20 protein-coding genes, 1 tRNA gene and 1 pseudogene are annotated in these 17072 nt (G+C 67.5%); 9 read left to right on the top strand and 13 right to left on the bottom strand.

Annotated features, from left to right (window positions below):
- The 3 genes and pseudogenes from H0W40_RS14875 to H0W40_RS14865 form a co-directional block, all read left to right on the top strand.
- Window positions 1-185: pseudogene (locus tag H0W40_RS14875) on the top strand (hypothetical protein); the annotation flags it as partial.
- Window positions 186-191: 6 nt separating this feature from the next.
- The gene (locus tag H0W40_RS14870; RefSeq protein WP_292447584.1) at window positions 192-509 is read left to right on the top strand and encodes a DUF4936 family protein; all 318 of its coding nucleotides are present in this window, start codon (window positions 192-194) and stop codon (window positions 507-509) included.
- Complete coding sequence (locus tag H0W40_RS14865; protein WP_292447583.1) at window positions 497-1384, top strand: NRDE family protein; 888 nt, start codon at window positions 497-499, stop codon at window positions 1382-1384. The genes H0W40_RS14870 and H0W40_RS14865 overlap by 13 nt, the downstream gene beginning before the upstream one ends.
- On the opposite strand, the gene H0W40_RS14860 is transcribed toward H0W40_RS14865, so the two are convergent.
- Window positions 1357-1842 (bottom strand): DUF6152 family protein, encoded by a 486-nt coding sequence (locus H0W40_RS14860; RefSeq protein WP_292447581.1) that lies wholly within the window; start codon window positions 1840-1842, stop codon window positions 1357-1359. The genes H0W40_RS14865 and H0W40_RS14860 overlap by 28 nt on opposite strands.
- 104 nt (window positions 1843-1946) lie before the next feature.
- Entirely contained in the window at window positions 1947-2951 is a 1005-nt protein-coding gene (locus H0W40_RS14855) for an asparaginase (RefSeq protein ID WP_292447579.1), read from the bottom strand.
- A 97-nt stretch (window positions 2952-3048) separates the two neighbouring features.
- Here H0W40_RS14855 and lexA point away from each other — a divergent pair, with 97 nt between their 5' ends.
- The 3 genes from lexA to H0W40_RS14840 all read left to right on the top strand — a co-directional run bounded on the left by lexA (window position 3049) and on the right by H0W40_RS14840 (window position 4561).
- The gene (lexA, locus tag H0W40_RS14850; RefSeq protein ID WP_292447577.1) at window positions 3049-3726 is read left to right on the top strand and encodes a transcriptional repressor LexA; all 678 of its coding nucleotides are present in this window, start codon (window positions 3049-3051) and stop codon (window positions 3724-3726) included.
- Between the two features lie 7 nt (window positions 3727-3733).
- Complete coding sequence (locus H0W40_RS14845) at window positions 3734-4060, top strand: helix-hairpin-helix domain-containing protein (RefSeq protein WP_292447574.1); 327 nt, start codon at window positions 3734-3736, stop codon at window positions 4058-4060.
- 153 nt (window positions 4061-4213) lie between these two features.
- Window positions 4214-4561, top strand: a complete 348-nt coding sequence (locus tag H0W40_RS14840) for a hypothetical protein (RefSeq protein ID WP_292447572.1) — start codon at window positions 4214-4216, stop codon at window positions 4559-4561.
- A 57-nt stretch (window positions 4562-4618) separates the two neighbouring features.
- Here the strand turns inward: H0W40_RS14840 and phbB are convergent, their stop codons facing one another.
- From phbB to H0W40_RS14825, 3 genes are all read right to left on the bottom strand, one after another.
- Window positions 4619-5356: an acetoacetyl-CoA reductase gene (phbB, locus tag H0W40_RS14835; RefSeq protein ID WP_292447570.1), complete on the bottom strand. Its 738-nt coding sequence runs from the start codon at window positions 5354-5356 to the stop codon at window positions 4619-4621.
- A gap of 187 nt (window positions 5357-5543) precedes the next feature.
- A complete protein-coding gene (locus H0W40_RS14830) occupies window positions 5544-6725 on the bottom strand; it encodes an acetyl-CoA C-acetyltransferase (protein ID WP_292447567.1) in 1182 nt (393 codons plus the stop codon).
- A gap of 94 nt (window positions 6726-6819) precedes the next feature.
- Complete coding sequence (locus H0W40_RS14825; protein WP_292447564.1) at window positions 6820-8505, bottom strand: class I poly(R)-hydroxyalkanoic acid synthase; 1686 nt, start codon at window positions 8503-8505, stop codon at window positions 6820-6822.
- An 86-nt stretch (window positions 8506-8591) separates the two neighbouring features.
- On the opposite strand from H0W40_RS14825, the gene H0W40_RS14820 reads away from it, so the two are divergent.
- Window positions 8592-9041, top strand: a complete 450-nt coding sequence (locus H0W40_RS14820) for a hypothetical protein (protein WP_367153823.1) — start codon at window positions 8592-8594, stop codon at window positions 9039-9041.
- On the opposite strand, the gene pgeF is transcribed toward H0W40_RS14820, so the two are convergent.
- The 3 genes from pgeF to H0W40_RS14805 are packed head-to-tail and all read right to left on the bottom strand — an operon-like array spanning window position 8955 to window position 11195.
- On the bottom strand, window positions 8955-9842 hold the full coding sequence (pgeF, locus tag H0W40_RS14815) for a peptidoglycan editing factor PgeF (RefSeq protein WP_292447560.1): 888 nt from the start codon (window positions 9840-9842) through the stop codon (window positions 8955-8957). The two genes, H0W40_RS14820 and pgeF, sit on opposite strands and share 87 nt — an antisense overlap.
- Window positions 9839-10480 (bottom strand): maleylacetoacetate isomerase, encoded by a 642-nt coding sequence (gene maiA, locus H0W40_RS14810; protein WP_292447557.1) that lies wholly within the window; start codon window positions 10478-10480, stop codon window positions 9839-9841. The genes pgeF and maiA overlap by 4 nt, the downstream gene beginning before the upstream one ends.
- Window positions 10481-10499: 19 nt before the next feature.
- Window positions 10500-11195: a fumarylacetoacetate hydrolase family protein gene (locus H0W40_RS14805; RefSeq protein ID WP_292447555.1), complete on the bottom strand. Its 696-nt coding sequence runs from the start codon at window positions 11193-11195 to the stop codon at window positions 10500-10502.
- Window positions 11196-11298: 103 nt separating this feature from the next.
- Between H0W40_RS14805 and H0W40_RS14800 the strand changes: the two genes are divergently transcribed.
- Window positions 11299-11844: an NUDIX hydrolase gene (locus tag H0W40_RS14800; protein ID WP_292447553.1), complete on the top strand. Its 546-nt coding sequence runs from the start codon at window positions 11299-11301 to the stop codon at window positions 11842-11844.
- 78 nt (window positions 11845-11922) lie between these two features.
- Window positions 11923-11999: transfer RNA gene (locus H0W40_RS14795), tRNA-Pro, on the top strand.
- A 363-nt stretch (window positions 12000-12362) separates the two neighbouring features.
- Here the strand turns inward: H0W40_RS14795 and H0W40_RS14790 are convergent.
- From H0W40_RS14790 to H0W40_RS14770, 5 genes are all read right to left on the bottom strand, one after another.
- Complete coding sequence (locus H0W40_RS14790) at window positions 12363-12872, bottom strand: MerR family transcriptional regulator (protein ID WP_292447551.1); 510 nt, start codon at window positions 12870-12872, stop codon at window positions 12363-12365.
- A 35-nt stretch (window positions 12873-12907) separates the two neighbouring features.
- On the bottom strand, window positions 12908-13249 hold the full coding sequence (locus tag H0W40_RS14785) for an integration host factor subunit alpha (protein ID WP_292447548.1): 342 nt from the start codon (window positions 13247-13249) through the stop codon (window positions 12908-12910).
- Between the two features lie 25 nt (window positions 13250-13274).
- Entirely contained in the window at window positions 13275-15695 is a 2421-nt protein-coding gene (gene pheT / locus H0W40_RS14780; RefSeq protein WP_292447547.1) for a phenylalanine--tRNA ligase subunit beta, read from the bottom strand.
- Window positions 15696-15710: 15 nt separating this feature from the next.
- Window positions 15711-16832, bottom strand: coding sequence for a phenylalanine--tRNA ligase subunit alpha (pheS, locus tag H0W40_RS14775; protein WP_292447544.1), 1122 nt, complete (start codon window positions 16830-16832; stop codon window positions 15711-15713).
- Between the two features lie 104 nt (window positions 16833-16936).
- A partial coding sequence (locus H0W40_RS14770; RefSeq protein ID WP_292447586.1) for a 50S ribosomal protein L20 occupies window positions 16937-17072 on the bottom strand: 136 nt, incomplete at its 5' end.

Here is a 17072-nt window from a genome sequence, read left to right as displayed (position 1 = left end):
CCGCAGCGGCGCCGGCGCCGGGCGGCGGCCACGACGCGTTGGTGGAGCTGAAGCTCGCCGCGCTCGAGAGCGGCAGCCTGCACCTGGGCAGCGCCGACGGGCCGGCGTTGACGCTGCGCGCCCTGCCCTATGCGCTGCCGAACTCGACGGCGGCGATACCGCAACAGACTGCCGCACTGAACTGAAGCCCGATGGCTGCGCCTTCGTCCGCGCCCGGCCACGAGCTCTTCATCTACTACCGCGCCGAGCCGGTGCGCGCCGAGGCCTTGGCTGCCGCCGTGCAGCAGATGCAAGCGCAGTTGTGCGACGTACATCCCGGGCTGCAAGCGCGGCTGCTGCGCCGCCCCGATGTGCGCGACGGACTTCAAACTTGGATGGAAATCTACCGGCTGCCGGACGGCGCCAACCCCGTCGCGCTGGCCGCGGCCATCGAACGCGCCGCTGAATCACTGCAGGCGCACCTGACCGGCCCTCGGCACGTGGAGCACTTCACTGAATGTGCCTCGTAGCGATGGCGCTCGGGCAGAGCCCGCGCTTTCCGGTGGTGATGGCGTCGAACCGCGACGAGTTCTTCGAGCGTCCCGCCGCCGGACTGGACTGGTGGACGCCGCCGGGCGGCGGCCCGGCGCTGCTGGCCGGTCGGGATCTGCGAGCCGGCGGCACCTGGTTCGGTTTGAATGCGGCCGGCCGGCTGGCGCTGGTGACGAACGTGCGCGCCCCATCAGCCGTTCGGGACGCGGCACCGTCACGCGGAGAACTGGTTGTGCACTGGCTGCGTAGCGAAGCGAGCTTCGATGCGTGCTGGCGCGAGTGGGCCGGCGCCGGCTACAACGGCTTCAACCTCGTCGCCGCCGATCTGGCTGCACGCGAATGGACATGGGCCAGCAACACCGGTCTGCCGCCGCAGCGCCTGGTCACCGGGCTCTACGGCTTGTCGAACGCGGCGCTCGACACGCCTTGGCCGAAGACCGAGCGGCTCAAGCGACAGTTGGGCGCGGCGCTGCAGTCGAGCGAGGCCGAGGAGTCGGCCGAAGCGCTCGCTTTCAGGCTCTTCGACGCCCTCGCAGACCGGCGCATCGCTGCGGATACCGACCTGCCAACGACCGGCATCCCGCTGGATCGGGAGCGCGAACTCTCGTCCGCCTTCATCCGCACGACCGATGGCCGCTACGGCACCCGCTGCTCGACCGTGCTGATCAGCGAACGCATCGAAGGGCGCTCGATCACGCAGGTTTTCGAACGCAGCTTCGACAACGGTGAGCCCGGCGCTTTGCGCCGCTTCCGGCTGCTCGACTGGCCTCCAGCGCCCGGCGCCACCGCGCAGGCCGAAGCCGGGGTACCGGACGCGCCACCCGCTCAGGCGGGCGCCGACCGCAGGCCATAGGCCTTGCCGTTGGCGAACAGGAACTCGACCCGCATGACCGCCGGGCCCTCTTCCTGTGGGGCCGCATAGCCGATCAGCGAAATGGTGTCGCCCACTTCGAGCGGCGTGATGTCCCAGGCCTGCATGCGAAACAGCGGCGCCAGCTCGAGCGTCCAGGGTTCTCCCCGCCGCTTGGGCAGTTGGGCGTTGCCCAGCACCTCGGCTGTATCGACCGACGCCTGCTGCGCCGGCAGAGTGCGGCGAACCAGATCGGCCGGCAGGCTCAGGTCGGCCGCCGGCTTCAGTTCGAGGTGCGCGTGGGGATTGGCCCAGCGCACCATCACAACACGGCCTTCGAGATAAAGCGGGCGGCGCACGTCGTAGCCGCTCCACCCGTGGTGCGCGGACGCGATGCGCACCGGCAGCGCAGCGAGGAGAGGAGCCGCAGCACTGGCGGCGATCAGCGAACGACGTTGCATGAGAGCTCTCCAGGAACAAGAAGCGGACGCTAACAACAGCGACGGCGGCGCGTCCGCAAGGCGCACAAAGGACTGCTGATGCCGCGGGTTTTCAGCGGCACGGGTTACAGCCCTTTCACAGGCCCGGATGGCCAGACGTTGGCAGCCTCTTGCCGCCCGCGCTCATTGCCCAGCATCAGCTGCAGCATCAATTCGATGCGCGCCTGCACTGCGCTGAGGGCGCCGCAGCCGGGCAGGCTGGCTGGGCCGGCGTCTTGCAGCGGACCGTCGGCCACGCGCGTCGTTCGCCGCACGGCCACGCCTTGCGCCTGGGCTCGAAGCAGCGCCGCCTCCAGCGCATGGTGCAGCGTTCCGTTGCCGGTGCCGGCAGCAACCAGGCCATCCACTCCGTGCGAAACCAGCGCATCCACGATCGCCCCGCAAGCGCCGGCGTGGCTCAGCACGATCTCCACCCGCGGCCAGCGCGCGCCAGCGAAGCAGGCCGTGCCCAAGGGCGTGCCACGGGGCCAGTCGCGCAGGCGGCGCACACGCCCCGCTTCCACGCGCGCGATCGGCCCCGCGTCTCCGGAACCGAAGGCGTCGAGCCGGTGGGTGTGCGTCTTGCGCACGTCGAAGGCACCGTGCACCGTGCCGGCCAGCACGGCCAGAACGCCCTTCGCGCCCGGCTCCAGAGCCAGGGTCACGGCATCGAGAAGGTTCTGCGGACCGTCGGCCTGCAGTGCCGTCGCCGGGCGCATGGCAGAACACAGGACCACCGGCTTTAACGGTGCCAGCACGCGCTGCAACCAGTAGGCGGTTTCCTCCAGCGTGTCAGTGCCATGCGTGACGACGATGCCGGAGACGTCCGGGCGCGCCAAGTGGTATTCGGCGCGCCGGGCCAGCAACTCCCAGACGGCGAAGTCCATGTCCTTGCTGTCGATCTGGGCGAGTTGCTCGGTCTCCAGGTCTTTGCCAGCCAAGGGCGGCACCGCCATCACCAACTGGTCGACGCCGAGTTGTCCTGCGGTGTAGCCCAGGGTGTCGGTCGGCGATGCGGCAGTGCCGGAGATGGTGCCGCCCGTGGCGAGGATGACTACACGCGCGAGCGCTGGCGCAGACAGGCTTTGCATTTCTGAAGAAGCTGGATAAAAATACAGGTACTGGATGAAACGCCAGTCGGAGGCTCCGGCGTAATGCCACTGAAGGCCACCGAAAAAGGAGACCCGCTTGGACGACGCCCCGAAACTCACCGCCCGGCAACAGCAGATCCTCGAGCTGATTCAGAGTGCCATCGAGCGCAGCGGCTCGCCGCCGACTCGGGCAGAAATCGCTACCGAACTGGGCTTTCGCTCCGCCAACGCCGCCGAAGAGCACTTGCAGGCGCTGGCACGCAAGGGCGTGATCGAGCTGGTGGGCGGCACCTCGCGCGGCATCCGTTTGAAGTCTGACACATTGCGTTCTCTCAACGCATCGCGCAATCGCCAGTTCACGTTGCCGCTGCCAAGCCTGGCGCAACTGGCCTTGCCATTGGTCGGGCGAGTCGCCGCCGGTAGCCCCATCCTTGCCCAGGAGCACGTCGACCAGACCTACCACGTCGAGGCCAGCTTGTTCGCGCGCCGCCCCGACTACCTGCTGCGCGTGCACGGCATGAGCATGCGGGATGCGGGCATCCTCGATGGCGACCTGCTGGCCGTGCAGCGCAGCAAGGAAGCAAGGAACGGCCAGATCGTCGTGGCGCGGCTCGACAACGAGGTGACGGTCAAGCGCTTTCGGCGCAGCCGGGGCGTCATCGAGCTGATCCCCGAGAACCCGGACTTCGAGACCCTCGTCGTCTCGCCGGAAAGCGGCGACTTCGAGCTCGAAGGTCTGGCCGTCGGGCTCATTCGCAACACCATGCTGATGTGAGCGTGCAATGGCCGCCAACATTTCCAAGGCCCGCGAATCCGCCGAGTGCACCGTGCTCGAACACATTCCGAACATCGGCCCGGCGCTCGCCGCCAACCTGCGCCTGATCGGCATCCTGCATCCGCGTGAGTTGGTGCAGCGCGACGCCTTCGTGCTCTATCAGGCCTTGTGCGCCAAGACGGGCGAGCGCCACGACCCCTGCGTGCTCGACACCTTCATGGCTGCCGTTGATTTCATGCGTGGCGCCGCTGCGCTGCCCTGGTGGCACTACACGGCACAGCGCAAGCTGCTCTACGGGCAGATCGAAGCAGGTGAAGAGTCCCGCTCGCGATGAAGCTGATGTAAAGGCCAAGCGGGGCGACCGTTTGTCGCCTTGAACGTTTTTTTGCCGTCTGCGGGTGGCGGGCATGCGCGCCGTTGAGCGCGGGTCCCGCAGAACGGCATCGCATTTCAATCCTGCCGAACTTCCTTGAATAGGAGATTCGGAATGGTCACGCTCTTGTTGAATCCGCTGCGGCGCTGGTGGCAGATGACGTTTATGCAGGAAAGGCCTGCCGCCGTGCCGGCGTTGGTGTTTCGCCGTTCGAGGGCTCGCCCCGTGGGCAAGTCGCACGCACGGGCTGCGGTGCCCTTCTCATCGCTCGCGCCGCTGACCCCGTTTCGCACGCGGCCCGCAGCCAGTGTCGCGGTGGGCAGCGCCCGTCGCGCCGCGCAGCGTTTCTGGATGACCCTCGATCCGCACGACCAGCGGCGCGCCGCGATCGGCGGATCGTTCGCAGAGGTTTGTGCGGCGCTGGAGCGGCTGGCGGCGCTGGAAGAAGGTCGGTTGGGGTGACGCCGTGCGCTTCGATCCCCAGCCTGCGGCCGGGGCCCCTCTCAGCCGATTCGGCTCTTACCCCATGTGCAAACCACCGTTCACCGAGAAATCGGCGCCGGTGGCAAAACCCGATTCCTCGGATGCCACCCACGACACCATCGAAGCGATGTCTTCCGGCGTGCCCAGGCGCTTGACCGGAATGGTGGCGACGATCTTGTCGAGCACGTCCTGGCGGATCGCGCGGACCATCTCGGTGCCGATGTAGCCGGGGCTCACGGTATTGACCGTCACGCCCTTGCTCGCCACCTCCTGCGCCAGCGCCATCGTGAAGCCGTGCATGCCGGCCTTGGCGGCCGAGTAGTTGGTCTGGCCGAACTGGCCTTTCGCGCCGTTGACGGAAGAGATGTTGATGATGCGGCCCCAACCGGCCTCGGTCATCTCGTCGATGACCTGCTTGGTCACGTTGAACAGGCTGTTGAGGTTGGTGTCAATCACCATCTGCCAGTCTTCGCGGCTCATCTTGCGGAACATGCCGTCGCGCGTGATGCCGGCGTTGTTGACAAGCACGCTGACCGGGCCATGCTCGGCCTTGACCGCCTTGAAGGCTGCGGTCGTCGAGTCCCAGTCCGAAACGTTGCCCACTGAACTGTAAAAGGTGTAGCCGAGCGCGGCCTGCTCGTCGATCCACTTCTTGAAATCGCGGCTCGGGCCGCAACCCGCCACGACCGTGTAGCCGTCCTTATGGAGCCGTTGGCACAGCGAAGTGCCGATGCCACCCATGCCGCCGGTGACGTATGCGAGCTTCTTGCTCATGGTTCGGTACTCCTCGATAGATGCGTGTTGTGGGAACAGCGAGCGTCGCGCGGGACCCTTGCAAGGTCAACCGGGTTCGCCCGGGTCGAAAGTCTCTCGCGCCCTCGAACTTACCGCTCGGTCTGCGCCGCCCTGCTCCACGCGTTCGAACATGAAACAAGGCGGCAGTGCGCAATGAAATGCCTGCTCAGCGCTCCACCGTCAGCGCCACGCCCATGCCGCCGCCGATGCACAGCGAGGCGATGCCGCGCTTGGCGTCGCGCCGCTGCATCTCGTGCAGCAGGGTCACCAGCACGCGGCAGCCGGAAGCGCCGATCGGGTGGCCGATGGCGATCGCGCCGCCGTTGACGTTGATCTTGCTGGTGTCCCAGCCCATCTCGTTGTTGACGGCGCAGGCCTGGGCCGCGAAAGCCTCGTTGATCTCCAGCAGATCGAGGTCGGCCGCCTTCCAGCCGGCACGCTTGAGCGCGATCTGGCTGGCCGGTACCGGGCCCATGCCCATCAGAGAGGGGTCGAGGCCGGCTGTGGCATAGGAGGCGATGCGGGCCATGGGCTTCAGGCCGAGCTGTTCGGCCTTGGCGGCGCTCATCACCAGCACGGCTGCGGCGCCGTCGTTCAGCCCCGAGGCGTTGCCGGCCGTCACGCCGCCGGCCTTGTCGAAAGCGGGGCGCAGGCCGGCCAGACTTTCCGCGTTCGACTTGCGGTTGATGAATTCGTCGGCGGCGAACACGATCGGATCGCCCTTTCTCTGGACTATGGAAAACGGCGTGATCTCGTCCTTGAACCTGCCCGCGTCCTGCGCGGCTGCGGCCTTTTGCTGCGAAGCCAAGGCCAGCGCGTCCTGTTGCTCGCGCGTGATGCCGTACTTCTTGGCCACGTTCTCGGCGGTGATGCCCATGTGGTACTGGTTGTACACGTCCCACAGGCCGTCAGTGATCATGGTGTCGACCATCTTCCAGTCGCCCATGCGCTGGCCCTCGCGCGAGCCCATCAGGGCGTGCGGTGCGAGGCTCATGCTCTCCTGCCCGCCGGCGATCACGATCTCTGCATCGCCGTCTCGGATCGCCTGCGCAGCCAGCATCACGGCCTTCAGGCCCGAGCCGCACACCACGTTGATCGTCATCGCCGGCACCGCGTGCGGCAGGCCGGCCTTGATCATGGCCTGGCGCGCGGGGTTCTGGCCGCTGCCGGCGGTGAGCACCTGGCCCAGGATGACCTGGCTGACCTGGTCGGCCTGCAGCTTGCTGCGCTCGAGCAGCGACTTGATGACGGCCGCACCCAGTTCGGGCGCCGGGGTCTTGGCGAGTGCGCCGCCGAACTTGCCGACGGCTGTGCGGGTGGCGGCGACGATGACGATGTCGGTACTCATGGGCTTGCTCCTGGAGGCTCCGTTGAAAGGTCGTGGATGGGAATAACGCGCGGAAAAGGGAAGTATGTCGATCGATGCGCTGGTCGCCGCCGGCTCAGGCCCGGGCCTTGACGTAGCGGCCGGGCGCCGGCTCGATGGCCTTGCGGGTGCGCCCGCCGGCAGCCTTGGGTGCGGCAACCAGCTTGCCCGACTGCGGCGTGAGCCAGGCCGTCCACGCCGGCCACCAACTGCCGGCGTGCTCGGTCGCTCCCTCGAACCAGGCGTCAGCGGTCTTCGGCAGCTTGCCGTTGATCCAGTGGCTGCGCTTCTTCTTCTCGGGCGGATTGATCACGCCGGCGATGTGGCCGGAGGCGCCGAGCACGAACTGCTTCTTGCCGGGCAGCACCTGCGTGCTGGTGTAGGCGCTCTGCCACGGCACGATGTGGTCCTCGCGAGAGGCGTAGATGAAGGCCGGCACATCGATCAGCCGCAGGTCGAGCGGCTCGCCGCACACCGTCGCCTTGCCCGGTTCGACGAGGTTGTTCTCGAGGTAGGTGTGGCGCAGGTACCAGCAATACATGGGGCCCGGCAGATTGGTCGAGTCCGAGTTCCAGTACAGCAGGTCGAAAGGCGGTGGCGTCTCGCCCTTGAGGTAGTTGCCGACCACGTAGTTCCACACCAGATCGTTGGGCCGCAGGAAGCTGAAGGTGGCGGCCAGTTCGCGGCCCTTGAGCAGGCCGCCCTGGGCGAGTGCCCTCTCGCGCATCTGCACCATGTTCTCGTCGACGAAGAGATCGAGGATGCCGGTGTCGCTGAAGTCGAGAAACGCCGTCAACAGTGTCAGGCTGGCCGCCGGTTCCTCGCCGCGTGACGCCTGCACCGCCAGCGCGCAGGCCAGCAAGGTGCCGCCGATGCAAAAGCCGAGCGTGTTGATCTGCTCCTGCCGGCTGATGGCCTGCACCTCGGCGATGGCGCGCATCACGCCGTCTTCGATGTAGTCGTCCCAGGTCTTGTCGCCGATGTTCTCGCCGGCATTCACCCAGCTCAGCATGAACACGCGCTGGCCCTGGCCGAGCGCATAGCGCACGAGCGAGTTTTCCGGCTGCAGGTCGAGGATGTAGAACTTGTTGATGCAGGGCGGCACGATCAGCAGCGGCCGTTCATGGACCTTGGCGGTGATCGGTGCGTATTCGATAAGCTGGAACAGCTCGTTCTCGAACACCACGCTGCCCGCCGTGGTGGCCACATTGCGGCCGACCTCGAACACGCTCTCGTCGGTCTGCGAGAGGTGGCCCTGGCGGATGTCGTGCCACAGATGCTGCAGGCCCTGGGCGATGCTTTCGCCCTTGCTCTCCAGCGCCTTGCGCTGCGCCTCGGGGTTGAGCGCAAGGTAATTCGACGGCGCGGCGGCATCCACCCACTGCTGCACCGCAAATCGCAGGCGCTGGCGCGTCTTCTCGTCGGCCTGCACCTCGTCGGCCATCTTCAGCAGCGTGCGCGCATTCAGCAGGTACATGCCCGCCATGTAGGCGGCGCTCGAATTCGCGAGCCAGTCAGGGGCGGCGAAACGGCGGTCGCCGAGGCCGGGCTTGGGAGGATCCTGCGAGTCTGCCGCCGCGTTCCACAGCGCCGCGGCGTCGCGCAGATAGCTCGCCTGCAACTCCGGGAGCGCCTGCGCAGGCAGGCTGAGACCGGTCATGCCCTTGAGCGCCTGACTCCAGCCCTCGGCAAGCTGCTGGGCCGACTGTGCGACGTTCATTCCCGGCAACCCACCGGGCCAGCCCGCGGCATCCTTGTTCATGCGTCTCCTCCTGCTGCTTGTTTCCGAGCGCCGCGCCGGCGGCCGACGGCGGATGATGAAACGGATGCGGGGTCTTGCAACGGCCCTTGGACGCGCTCTTCGGCTGGGGCCGATTATCCTGCTCTGCCCTGCGCAAAACCGAACGGCCGTGCCGCTCGCCCTGCGCCGATATCGCCGCAGTACCCGAACCCGCCAACCTGATGTACCTTGTCGCGATTGCCTGGCTTTATGTCGCGCTGATGATGGCCGTGGCAGAGGCCGTCCACAGCCAGGGCAGCGTGCTCGGCGCGGTGTTCACCTTCCTGCTGTACGGGTTGGGGCCGGTCGCGCTGATGATGTATCTGCTGGGCACGCCGGCGCGGCGCAATGCCCGCCGTCGCGCCGAGGCGGCACAGACAGCGCAGGCAACCGAGCAGCAAGGCAACGCCCGTGCCGCGACCGCGGAGTCGTCAGGCCCGCTCAATCCAGATGGCAGCGGCCAGACGCCCGCTGCTGCCGAGCCGGGGCCGGTCGCGCCGGTGCGAGAAGAAGCGTGATTCGTCCTCGACCGTGCACCAGTGGCCTCCGCCGATGCGGTTCACGTCGACGCCGCAGGCCGTGAGCCGATCACGAGCCAGGCCCGGCAGATCGGCCAGCCACCGCTCGCCGCCCTGAGCCTCGAAGCGCGGTGATCTGCCGCCGCGCTCGACCCCGAAAGCCGCCGGCACCTCCGCACCCACCTCGAACTGCCGCGGCCCGATGCACGGGCCCAGCCACACGCGCAATGCCTCGGGCGTGCAGCCGGCGGCCTTGCACAGCGCCGCGACCGTTTGCTCCAGCACGCCGGCGGCCAGGCCACGCCAACCGGCGTGCGCAGCCGCCACGCCCCGCCCATTCGGAGCGGCGAACAGCACCGGCAGACAGTCGGCCGCCTGGATCACGCAGGCCATGCCCGGCTCGGTGGTGAAACTGGCGTCGGCTTCGGGTGCGGTACCGCCATCGCTCGTCGGGCTGCCGCCGGCCTGCGGCACCGCCTTCCCGGCGATGGACCACGCCTCGTGCGAGCGAAGCGGCACACCGCCGTTGCCCACGGTCTGTCGCACCACCTCGCCGGCCAGGGGCAAGCGCACGACGCGTGTGCCATGGACCTGGCGCAAGAAGACCGGCTCAGCGCCGAGCGCCGCCGCGAAGCGCCGCCGGTTCTCGGCCACGGCCTCGGGCTCGTCGCCCACCGCAACGCCGAGGTTCAGGCTGTCGAACGCGCCGCCGCTCACGCCGCCCGCGCGCGTGCTCATCAGCGCCGCCACGCCGGGCGTGCAAAGACGAGGCAGCAGCGCGCCGGCCAGCGTCGGCTTCATGGCTCGAAGTCCGGGCACGCCGAGGGTTGAGCCCGCTGGAAGGCCGGCAATTGCATGCAGGCCTCGAAGATGCGCATCACGGTCGGCACATGGTCGAGCCGGCACCCGTAGCGCTGCGCATTAAAGATCTGCGGCACCAGCACGCAGTCGGGCAAGGTCGGCTCATCGCCGTGGCAGTGGCGACCGGTCTGCGACTCCCCGGCGAGACGCCGCTCGACCACCGCCAGGCCCTCTTCCACCCAGTGCCGGTACCAGGCGTTCTTGGCGTCGTCGCCGACCTTCATCTCACGCACCAGGTAGCGCAGCACGCGCAGGTTGTTGAGCGGGTGGATCTCGCAGGCGATGTCGAGCGCCAACGAGCGCATGCGTGCGCGCGCCGCGGCATTGCCCGGCAGCAAGGGCGACTGCGGATGCCGCTCGTCGAGGTACTCGATGATCGCCAGAGATTGCCCGATCGAAACCTCGCCATCGACGAGCTGCGGCACCAGTCGCGCCGCCGACACCGCTGCATAGGCTTCACCGAACTGCTCGTTCCTGACGAGCTGCACCGCGCGGTAGTCGTAGGCCAGGCCCTTGAGTTCGAGCGCAATGCGCACCCGGAACGAGGCCGAGGAACGGCAGTAGCTGTAGAGCTCCATGACCTCGCTTCCCTATGGCTCAGCCGATGCGCACCCGCAGCGCGTCCAGGCCCTCGATGCTCGCCTCGAGCACTTCGCCCGCAACGACCGCCGCCACGCCTTCCGGCGTGCCGGTGTAGATGAGGTCGCCCGGCGCAAGCACCCAGGCGGCCGACAGATGCTCGATCACCTCGGCCACGTTCCAGATCATCTGGTCGATGCGGCCGGCCTGGCGCGGCTTGCCGTTCACCACCAATCCGATCGCCGCCGTGCCGATGCCAGGCACGTACGCCGCGGGCGTGATCGCACCGATCGGGGCCGAACCCTCGAAGGCCTTGCCGATGCTCCACGGCCGGCCGGCCTTTTTCATCTCGGCCTGCAGGTCGCGCCGCGTCATGTCCAGGCCGACGGCATAGCCCCACACATGCTCGAGCGCGCGAGCCGCAGGAATGTCACGCCCGCCCTGACCGATCGCCACCACCAGCTCCACCTCGTGGTGCAGGTCGCGGGTGAGGCTGGGATAAGTCAAGGTGCCGGTCTCGCCGGCCGCCACGGGCAACACCGCATCGCCCGGCTTCATGAAGAAGAACGGTGCCTCGCGGCCGGTGCCGCCCATCTCGACCGCATGCGCGGCGTAGTTGCGGCCCACGCAGTAGATGCGGCGCACCGGGAAGCGCTGGGTTTGCGCGTGTACCGCAACGCTGGGAACGGGCGGCGGAGCGATGACGTGGCTCATGGTGGGGCAGTCAGCAGAAGACGGCTTTCGATGATGCCACGCAGGGCTTTCGCAGCCGCCCCACGCCATGCTCGCGGCAAGCACGCCGCTACACTCGATCGCCATGTTCCAGGCACGCAGCATCCGGCATTGCAAGACCTGCGGCGGCGCCGCCGAGTACCGCGTCCCGGCCGACGACAACCGCGAGCGCGCCGTCTGCGGCGCCTGCGGCGCCATCCACTACGAGAACCCGCTCAACGTCGTCGGCACCCTGCCCGTGTGGCGCGATCAGGTGCTGCTGTGCCGCCGCGCCATCGAGCCGCGCTACGGCCTGTGGACCCTGCCGGCCGGCTTCATGGAGCTGGGCGAAACCACCGAAGAAGGCGCCCTGCGCGAGACCACCGAAGAAGCCGGCGCGCGCGTCACGCTGCAGGGTCTGTTCTCGGTGCTGAACGTTGTGCGGGTCGGTCAGGTGCACTTCTTCTACCGCGCCGAACTGCATGACACCGACTTCGCGCCGGGCATCGAATCGCTCGAGGTGCAGCTATTCCGCGAAGACGAGATCCCCTGGGACGAACTCGCCTTTCGCACCGTGCGCGAAACCCTGCGCTGCTATTTCGCCGACCGCGCCCGCGGCGCCTTCGGGCTGCATTGCGGCGACATCGCCTGAAGTGCGAGGAACCCACGCCTTGCGGCTGAGGCACTACAAGTCGCTGCACGGATGGCGCCGCTATACTCCCACCCCTGACGGGGCGTAGCGCAGCCTGGTAGCGCACTTGCATGGGGTGCAAGGGGTCGCGAGTTCGAATCCCGCCGTCCCGACCAGAAAAAACCAAGGGTCAGCAGATGAAAGTCTGCTGACCCTTTTCTCTTTCCGACCCGCTCCGCCGGCCCAACGGCACGGCCATCGCCGCAAACCCGGCCCCTATCATCCGCCGATGGACGACAAGAACAGGGTGGCGGCGTTTATCGAACGCTGAACGAAGTCGGCGACACCGCTTCCGGCTGCGCGCAAGAAAGGCATTCAAGCGCAGCAGCGGCAACCAACGCAATTGCAGCCGCAATCCGGGCCACATCGCAAGGAATCACGGTCGCCGTGAGGACGATGGCGACGATCAACCGCGCTGTGCGTACCCAGCCGGAGGATCGCCAAGGCAGCCTGCCAGCGGCGAGGCCCCGACCAAACAGCTAAAGCGTCAACAGCCGTCGGATCGAAAGCAGCTCGCTGCGCATCGCCGCCGCAGTGGGCGCCGGGCCCACGCGCACCGAAGTCACCGCCACGGAATGGGCTCGCGCCGCAACGGCCTCGACCGCTTCGGTTTCTTCGTCCTCGTGGGGATCTTCGTGGTCTTCGTTGAACGGGTCGGCCGCGCCGTCACCGTCGTGGGCAGAAGCCGGTGGCCAGGCCGGCTCGGCCGCCGGGGCCGACGCGGCTGCGCGCGAGGCGCTTTCGCTCAGGCGGTTGCGGGCGCCGCTGATGGTGAAACCCTGCTCATAGAGCAGTTCCCGGATCCGGCGGATGAGCAGCACTTCGTGGTGCTGGTAGTAGCGCCGGTTGCCGCGCCGTTTCATGGGCTTGAGCTGGGTGAACTCTTGTTCCCAATAGCGCAGCACATAGGGCTTGACGCCGCACAGCTCGCTCACCTCACCGATCGTGAAATAGCGCTTGGCAGGGATTGGCGGAAGCGCTTTTTCCATTTGAATCAATGGCTTGTGGGCGATGAGCTAAGACTTTACTCGAAGTTCTCCCCAACGGGGATGTCGCCTTGGACGACCCCCTTGAGTTTGTGGCTGGCGTGAAAAGTCACCACATTGCGCGCCTTGATCGGTATCGCTTCGCCCGTGCGCGGGTTTCTGCCCGGTCTCGGGGCCTTGCGACGTATCTGAAAGTTGCCGAAACCCGACAGTTTGGCATCGTTGCCATCGACGAGCTGGGTATGGATCAGCTCGAAAAAGGCTTCGACCATGTCCTTGGACTCGCGCTTGTTCAGGCCGAGCCGCTCGAAAAGGAGCTCGGCGAGCTCGGCTTTCGTCAGGGTCGGCGTCTCGAGCGTGGGAAGAATGGCTCTGTCCATGGGTCGTCGCTCCTTCTTCTTCGGTTCAGGCACGCAGGCGCGCGCCGAGGCGGGCGAGCAACGCTTCCAGGACGCTCTTGACCGCAGAGTCGATGCGCTCGTCGGTCAGCGTAGCGTCGTCGTCGAGCAGTTCGAGGCGCACCGCGAGACTGCGCTCGCCCGCCCCGAGGTCCGCGGTCGGCACTTTTGGACGGTAGACGTCGAACAGGCGCGCATCTCGCACGAGGCCGCCGGTTGGCGCCCCGGCAATGACCTGCAGCAGGGCTTCGTGTGTGACGGATTCGCCGACGATCACGGCAATGTCGCGCACGGCCGCCTGCTGCCGGGCGATGGGCGCATAAGCCGGCAGCTGCCCGCCTGCCAGCACGTCGGCGTCGAGTTCGAACAGCACGGGGGCCTGCGGCAATTCGTAGGCCTGCCGCCAGCGCGGGTGCAGCTCGCCCACCCAGCCGATTGCCACGCCGTCGAGCTCGACGCGGGCGCTGCGGCCCGGGTGCAGCGCGGCATGCTCGGCCGGCACAAAGCGCGGCTTGCGCGGCGCGAGCAGAGCCTCGACATCGCCCTTGATGTCGAAGAAATCGACTGCGCGTTCGGGCGCACTCCATTGCAAGGTATCGACCGGTCCGTAGGCCAGGGCGCTCACTCGCAAGGGCTGATCTACGCCGGCCACGCTGCTGTCGCTGTCGGCTACCGAAGCATCGCGCAGGAAGACCCGGCCGATCTCGAACACGCGCACGCGCGCCGCCTTGCGGGCGAGGTTCAAGCGCAGCACGCCGATCAGGCTGCCCATCAGGCTGGAGCGCATGACGGCCAGCGGCGCGGCGATCGGGTTGAGCAGCCGGATCGGTTGCTCGTTGCCGGCGAGCTCGCGCTCCCAGCGCTCCTCGACGAAGCTGAAGTTAACGGTTTCCTGATAGTCGAGCGCGGCGACCGTGTGGCGCAGCATGTGCAAACCGCGCCGCGCTTCGGAGCGCACGAGCGGCGTCACCGGCGCGAGCGGGGGCGTATCGGGCAGCAGCGAGTAGCCCAGGATACGGACTACTTCCTCGATCAGGTCTTCCTCGATCTGCAGATCGAAGCGCCAGCTCGGCGGCGTGACGGTGATCGTGCCCTCGCCTTCGGTGAACTCGAGGCCTAGCCGACGGAAAACCTGCGCGCACTGCGGCTGGGTGACCGGCATGCCGATGACCTTGGCAGCGCGGGCGACCCTCAAGGTGACCGGCTTGCGCTCGGGGAGGGCTGTGGTCTGGTCGTCCATCGGCCCGGGTTCGCCGCCGCAGATGTCGACGATCAAGTGCGTGATGCGCTCGATGTGCGCCACGGTCAGCGCCGGATCGACGCCGCGCTCGAAGCGGTGGCCGGCGTCGGTCGAGAAGTTGTAGCGACGCGAACGACCGGCCACTGCCTGCGGCCACCAGAAGGCCGCCTCGACATACACATTGCGGGTGTCATCACCGACCGCAGTGGCCTGCCCGCCCATGATGCCGGCGAGTGATTCGGCCTGGCGCTCGTCGGCGATCACGCCCACCGTGCCATCGACCTCCACCGTGCTGCCGTTCAGCAGTTCCAGCCGCTCGCCCGGCCGGCCCCAGCGCACGTGGAGTGCGCCATGCAACTTGTCGAGATCGAAGATGTGCGAAGGGCGGCCGACCTCGAACATCACGTAGTTGGAGATATCGACCAGCGCGCTCACCGAGCGCTGGCCGCAGCGCGCCAGGCGCTCGACCATCCAACCCGGCGTGGCCGCTTGCGGGTTCACGCCGCGCACGATGCGGCCGGAAAAACGGCCGCACAGGTCGGGCGCTTCGATGTGCACCGGCAGCTTTGCGTCGTGTACAGGCACGACGGGCGTGATCGCCGGCGTTTGCAGCGGCGCGCCGGTCAGCGCGCTGAGTTCACGCGCGATGCCGAAGACGCTCAGGCAATGCGCCAGATTGGGCGTGAGCTTGAGCGTGAACAGCGTGTCGTCGAGCTCCAGGTGCTGGCGAATGCTTTGCCCGACCGGCGCGTCATCGGCCAGCACGAGCAGACCGCCCTGCTCTTCCGAAAGTTTCAGCTCCTTCGCCGAGCACAACATGCCCTGGCTTTCCACGCCGCGCAGTCGACCGAGCTTGATCGTGAACGGCTCGCCACCCACCTGTGCCGGCGGCAACTCGGCGCCGACCAGCGCGCAGGGCACCTTGATGCCGGTGCGCACGTTGGGTGCGCCGCAGACGATGGAAAGCAGGCTGCCGCCTCCGACATCGACCTCGCACACATTGAGCCGGTCGGCGTTCGGGTGCCTGGCGACTGCCAGCACCTGAGCCACGACCACCTTGTCGAACGGCGGCGCGACGGGCCGCAGTTCCTCGACCTCGAGCCCCGCCATGGTGAGCTTGTCGGCCACCTCGACGGTGGAAAGCGGCGGATTGCAGAACTCGCGCAACCAGGATTCAGGAAATTGCATGTTCGCGTCGTCGAATCACTTGAACTGGGACAGGAAGCGCAGGTCGCCGTCGAAGAACAGCCGCAGGTCCGCCACACCGTAGCGCAGCATGGCGAGCCGGTCGATACCCGATCCGAAGGCAAAGCCGATGTAGCGCTCGGGGTCGAGACCCATGTTGCGGATCACCTGCGGGTGCACCTGGCCGGAGCCCGACACTTCGAGCCAACGGCCTTTGAGCGGCCCGCTGCCGAACATCATGTCGATCTCGGCGCTCGGTTCCGTGAAGGGAAAGTAGCTCGGCCGAAAGCGGATCTGCAGGTCGCTGGTCTCGAAGAAAGCCCGGATGAAGCTCACGTACACCGACTTCAGATCCTTGAAGCTGATGTTCTCGCCGATCCACAGGCCTTCGACCTGGTGAAACATCGGCGAATGCGTGGCGTCGCTGTCGACGCGATACGTGCGTCCCGGCGCGATGACGCGAATCTCGGGCATCGGCAACCCCGCATCGAGCGCAGCGCGGTGCGCCTTGACGTGGCGCACGGCATGGCGAATCTGCATCGGGCTGGTGTGCGTGCGCAGCACATGACCGCCGCTCGAGCCGTTCGCCGGGCTGCTCCCAGCAACAGTTTGCCCCCCCTGGGGGGTCGGCTGCGCACTCGCAGCCGGGAGACCGACATCCACGTAAAAGGTGTCGTGCATGGAGCGCGCCGGGTGGTCTGCCGGCGTGTTGAGCGCGGTGAAGTTGAACCAGTCGGTCTCGATCTCGGGCCCATCGGCGACCTCGAAGCCCATCGAGCCGAAGATGGCTTCGATGCGCTCCATGGCCCGGGTGATCGGGTGCAGGCCGCCGGTGCCGCGGCGCCGGCCCGGCAAGGTGACATCGAGCGACTCGGCGCGCAGTTGCAGTGCCAACTCGGCCTCGGCGAGCGCCTGGCGCCGGGCCGAGAGCAGCGCTTCGACCTTTTGCTTGGCCGCATTGATTTCGGCGCCGCGCGCCTTCTTCTCGTCGGCTGCGAGGCTGGCGAGCTGCTTCATCTGCGCGGTCAGCTCGCCGCTTTTGCCGAGGAAACGCGCCTTGGCGTCCTCGAGCTCGGCCGGCGTGCGTGCTGCGCCGAACGCCTGCTCGGCACGCTGCGCAAGTTCAGTGAATGCTTCCATCTAGAAGTTTCGATGTTCGCGAATCGCGTTCGGAAAAAGCAAAGGGCCGACGCTTGCGCCTCGGCCCTTGCAAGGTACAGCGGGCCGCGCGGGCCCGGTGCCGGTCAAGCGAGCTGGGCCTTCACCTTCTCGACGATGCTGCCGAAAGCAGCCGGATCGTTGACCGCCATGTCGGCGAGCATCTTGCGATCGATCTCGATCGCGGCCTTCTTGATGCCGGCCATGAAACGGCTGTAGGTG

It is taken from the genome of Methylibium sp., from assembly GCF_013817345.1.
GTDB lineage: Bacteria > Pseudomonadota > Gammaproteobacteria > Burkholderiales > Burkholderiaceae_C > Methylibium.
The sequence above is the reverse complement of the archived record's forward strand: the minus strand, read 5'-3'. Positions and strand labels throughout refer to the sequence as shown.

What these genes read in the sequence shown, in the direction of transcription:
- pheT (WP_292447547.1), bottom strand. Translation starts at nt 15,695, where the DNA reads ATGCAATTTCCTGAATCCTGGTTGCGCGAGTTCTGCAATCCGCCGCTT.
- H0W40_RS14785 (WP_292447548.1), bottom strand. Translation starts at nt 13,249, where the DNA reads ATGGACAGAGCCATTCTTCCCACGCTCGAGACGCCGACCCTGACGAAA.
- H0W40_RS14845 (WP_292447574.1), top strand. Translation starts at nt 3,734, where the DNA reads ATGGCCGCCAACATTTCCAAGGCCCGCGAATCCGCCGAGTGCACCGTG.
- H0W40_RS14805 (WP_292447555.1), bottom strand. Translation starts at nt 11,195, where the DNA reads ATGAGCCACGTCATCGCTCCGCCGCCCGTTCCCAGCGTTGCGGTACAC.
- H0W40_RS14870 (WP_292447584.1), top strand. Translation starts at nt 192, where the DNA reads ATGGCTGCGCCTTCGTCCGCGCCCGGCCACGAGCTCTTCATCTACTAC.
- H0W40_RS14830 (WP_292447567.1), bottom strand. Translation starts at nt 6,725, where the DNA reads ATGAGTACCGACATCGTCATCGTCGCCGCCACCCGCACAGCCGTCGGC.
- H0W40_RS14860 (WP_292447581.1), bottom strand. Translation starts at nt 1,842, where the DNA reads ATGCAACGTCGTTCGCTGATCGCCGCCAGTGCTGCGGCTCCTCTCCTC.
- H0W40_RS14855 (WP_292447579.1), bottom strand. Translation starts at nt 2,951, where the DNA reads ATGCAAAGCCTGTCTGCGCCAGCGCTCGCGCGTGTAGTCATCCTCGCC.
- phbB (WP_292447570.1), bottom strand. Translation starts at nt 5,356, where the DNA reads ATGAGCAAGAAGCTCGCATACGTCACCGGCGGCATGGGTGGCATCGGC.
- pgeF (WP_292447560.1), bottom strand. Translation starts at nt 9,842, where the DNA reads ATGAAGCCGACGCTGGCCGGCGCGCTGCTGCCTCGTCTTTGCACGCCC.
- H0W40_RS14840 (WP_292447572.1), top strand. Translation starts at nt 4,214, where the DNA reads ATGGTCACGCTCTTGTTGAATCCGCTGCGGCGCTGGTGGCAGATGACG.
- H0W40_RS14800 (WP_292447553.1), top strand. Translation starts at nt 11,299, where the DNA reads ATGTTCCAGGCACGCAGCATCCGGCATTGCAAGACCTGCGGCGGCGCC.
- H0W40_RS14790 (WP_292447551.1), bottom strand. Translation starts at nt 12,872, where the DNA reads ATGGAAAAAGCGCTTCCGCCAATCCCTGCCAAGCGCTATTTCACGATC.
- maiA (WP_292447557.1), bottom strand. Translation starts at nt 10,480, where the DNA reads ATGGAGCTCTACAGCTACTGCCGTTCCTCGGCCTCGTTCCGGGTGCGC.
- H0W40_RS14865 (WP_292447583.1), top strand. Translation starts at nt 497, where the DNA reads ATGTGCCTCGTAGCGATGGCGCTCGGGCAGAGCCCGCGCTTTCCGGTG.
- H0W40_RS14825 (WP_292447564.1), bottom strand. Translation starts at nt 8,505, where the DNA reads ATGAACAAGGATGCCGCGGGCTGGCCCGGTGGGTTGCCGGGAATGAAC.
- pheS (WP_292447544.1), bottom strand. Translation starts at nt 16,832, where the DNA reads ATGGAAGCATTCACTGAACTTGCGCAGCGTGCCGAGCAGGCGTTCGGC.